4 protein-coding genes are annotated in these 3,249 nt (G+C 46.9%); 2 read left to right on the top strand and 2 right to left on the bottom strand.

All coding sequences use genetic code 11. From position 1 onward, the window contains the following. Positions 1 to 545, top strand: a 545-nt coding sequence (locus B3180_RS04255) for a sulfite exporter TauE/SafE family protein (RefSeq protein ID WP_286843228.1), incomplete at its 5' end; no start/stop codon positions are given. Here B3180_RS04255 and B3180_RS04250 read toward each other — a convergent pair. Then, entirely contained in the window at positions 462 to 1,508 is a 1,047-nt protein-coding gene (locus B3180_RS04250) for a CNNM domain-containing protein (RefSeq protein ID WP_278358867.1), read from the bottom strand. The genes B3180_RS04255 and B3180_RS04250 overlap by 84 nt on opposite strands. A 15-nt stretch (positions 1,509 to 1,523) precedes the next feature. After that, on the bottom strand, positions 1,524 to 2,108 hold the full coding sequence (locus B3180_RS04245) for a YqaA family protein (protein ID WP_286843226.1): 585 nt from the start codon (positions 2,106 to 2,108) through the stop codon (positions 1,524 to 1,526). 132 nt (positions 2,109 to 2,240) lie between these two features. Here B3180_RS04245 and hemH point away from each other — a divergent pair. After that, on the top strand, positions 2,241 to 3,249 hold a 1,009-nt coding region (gene hemH / locus B3180_RS04240; protein ID WP_286843224.1), incomplete at its 3' end, for a ferrochelatase.

The raw sequence follows: 3,249 nt of genomic DNA, 5'->3' as shown, positions 1-3,249 counted from the left end.
CCGTTGCCTGGTTTGTCCCTTTTGGTCTGCTGGGAACCTTTATTGGTAGTCTACTATTGGTTCAGCTTCCCACGCATTTTTTGCAAATTACCATCGCGTTATTTTTAATCTGGCTGACCTGGGGGCCTAAGTTGCCGCAAAGCTTCCGCGGCCGGGCAGGCTTAGTTGGCGGAGGTTTGGTAACCGGTTTTATTTCGCTATTTGTCGGGGCGTCAGGGCCGCTGGTAGCGGCCTTTGTAAAAGCTCGTTTTAGTGAAAGGTTGCAAACGGTCGCGACATTTTCTGCTGTAATGACCATGCAGCATGCCCCTAAAGCGTTGGTCTTTGGCATGGCAGGCTTTGTTTTTCAGGATTGGCTGCCGTTGGTGTTGGCAATGATTGCCGCCGGCTTTGTTGGTACCTGGGTTGGTCTGCATTGGTTGAAAAAAATCACCAACCAACGCTTTGACCAATTGTTTCGGTTAATCATTACCTTGCTGGCTCTTCGCCTGCTTTGGGTCGCGCTTGAGCCTTTTGTCCCAGCGTTGGCGAGCATAGCGGCGTAAGCTGGCAATGTTATCGGTTTCATCCATTATGGGCGTGCCCAGTATGGTTTCGATAATATCTTCCAGAGTAATGAGCCCGAGCCAACTACCGTGTTCGTCGTAAACCAAAGCAAGATGCTGGCGCTCTTTGATGAGATGACTCATTAGCGCTTCCACGCTCACAGTTTCTGTTACTATTTCCACGGGTCGGACAATGTCACTTAATGCGTCTGACTCGTCAGCATCTAAAACATCACTTCGGAAAATGATGCCCTGAGGTTCCTCTTCGCTGTCAATAACAGGGTAGCGTGAAAAAGGTAACTTGCGGATCTTCTCGCTGACTTCCAGCATACTTAAGCCCGGGTTAATCGACTCGCAGACTGTGCGAGGTGTCATTACTTGACGCACGCGAATTTCATGTAAATCAAGAATGTTTAAAATTACCCGGCGCTCGTCATCGTCTAAAGCTTTTTCTTCGTGACCAATAGTTGCCATGGCCTTAATTTCCGAGCGAACATCAATGTCCGCTTCACCGCTGCCAATACGTTTTGTAATTTGATCAGAGAGCCAGATAAAAGGCTTAAGTGATAAAATCATAAAGTTAAGTATGGGAGGAAGCGAAGGTGCAATGGGTCGCCAGAACTTGGCTCCGATAGTCTTAGGAATGATTTCAGATAACACCAAAATAAGCAGCGTCATAACGGCTGAAGCGACACCCAGGTAGCCATCACCAAAAACCACTCCGACTTGAGCGCCAACACCGGCTGCTCCGGCTGTATGGGCTATCGTATTGAGTGTTAGTATAGCCGCGAGAGGTTTATCAATAGAGTCTTTTAGCTTGCGTAATTGCTGATGGGTTTTAGGCCTGCTCTCTTTTAATTGTGCAACATAACTCGGCGTAACCGATAAAAGAGCCGCTTCTAAAACCGAACAAACGAACGAAACACCCACCGCAATGATGGCAAAAACAATAAGTAAAAACATTAGTACCCTAAATGCTTACAGAAATTGCGTCAGTAATAACATAGTTCCTGCCAGAATCAGAATTGACCAGCCGACAGGACCTGCGTACTTAACCCATAAGCGCTCAGTATAAGGCCCTAACCACAAAACGATAAGCGCTAATACATAATATCTTAAAGCGCGCGCTGCACCTGCGGCGAATAAAAACAGAGAAAGTGGGTAGTCGCCAGCTCCGGCAGCCAGCATGGCAACCTGGAAGGGGACCGGAGTCACACCAACTAAGAAAATCGCGACAAAGCCGTCTTCTTTTAGTGTTTCCTGAAACTCTTGATAATAGTCCTGAATGGACAAGTAGCTAATAAACCATTCGCCCGCAGTGTCGAACAGCGCAAAGCCAATGTAGTAACCGCCAACGGCACCTGCCATGAAGCCAGCTAAAGCAACCGAGGCTACTAGCCAGATGCGTTTGCGCTCAAGCACCATGTAAGGCACGAGTACTAACTCTAAAGCAATGGGGAGTAAGGTTGCTTCCATAGCAGAAAGAAAAAAGAGAAGTACCAGAGCATGAGGGGAACTGGCAAGTTTCTGATACCATTGCTGCGTCTTTGTGTTTTTTGTCATTGGCGCGTCAATTTATTAATTTCGATAGTATTTATCGGTTTAGTGTAGCGTTATTTCTTTGCAAATAGGGATCGAAGCCGTTAAAACTTACGTAAACTTTGCATTAAGCGTATTGTTAAAAGGTAACTGAAAATGAAATATCGAGGAAGCCCTGCATTTTCTCACGAACAGGCAGATAAAATAGGGGTGCTGGTGACTAACTTGGGCACTCCTGAAGCTCCAACGAAGGGCGCGCTCAAGCCTTATTTAAAAGAGTTCCTGTCTGACCCAAGGGTGGTTGAGGTTCCTCGCCTGCTTTGGTATTTCATATTAAATGGCGTGATCCTTCGATTTCGTCCGAAACGTTCAGCCGAGGCTTATGAAACTGTTTGGACAGAACGCGGCTCGCCGTTGCTTTTTCATACTCAGGATCAAGCCGCTGCTATTGAGAAAAAACTGAAAGAAACCTGGGGCGACAATATTGTCGTCGACTTTGCCATGCGCTATGGGAATCCGGCGTTGGGTGATGTGGTCGACAATATGATGCAAAAAGGGGTACGGAAATTACTGGTTCTGCCGCTATACCCGCAATATTCAGCATCTACCACAGCCTCAACTTTTGATGCTCTGGCAAAAGATTTCACCAAACGCCGCTGGTTACCTGAACTGCGTTTTATTACTCATTACCATGACTTCCCGCCGTTTATTGAAGCGGCAGCAAAACGCATCGAGAGGCACTGGGAGCAGCATGGGCGCACTGATAAGTTACTATTTTCTTACCATGGTATTCCGTTACGCTACTTGAAAAATGGCGACCCTTACCACTGTGAGTGCTATAAAACTTCACGCTTGCTTGCTGAGCGCCTGGGGCTTAAAAAAGATGAGTACCTGACAACATTCCAGTCGCGTTTTGGTCGCGAGGAGTGGCTACAACCGTATACTGATATGACCATGAAAGCGCTTCCCGGAAAAGGCATTAAGTCTGTTCAGGTATTTTGTCCGGGCTTTTCTTCAGACTGTTTAGAGACGGTTGAAGAAATTGGCGAGGAGAACCGAGAATACTTTATGGAAAGCGGTGGTGAACGGTACGAGTATATCTCAGCTCTAAATGCCGAAAGTGAGCATATTAATGCGCTGGCACAGCTTATCGAAAGCAACTTGC

Source organism: Idiomarina sp. UBA4206, from assembly GCF_002383015.1.
GTDB lineage: Bacteria > Pseudomonadota > Gammaproteobacteria > Enterobacterales > Alteromonadaceae > Idiomarina > Idiomarina abyssalis.
Note: the sequence above shows the minus strand (reverse complement) of the source record. Positions and strands in the feature narration are given on the sequence as shown.

Bases quoted from the DNA above. Each gene is read 5' to 3' on its own strand.
- B3180_RS04245 (WP_286843226.1), bottom strand. From the start codon at position 2,108: ATGACAAAAAACACAAAGACGCAGCAATGGTATCAGAAACTTGCCAGT.
- B3180_RS04250 (WP_278358867.1), bottom strand. From the start codon at position 1,508: ATGTTTTTACTTATTGTTTTTGCCATCATTGCGGTGGGTGTTTCGTTC.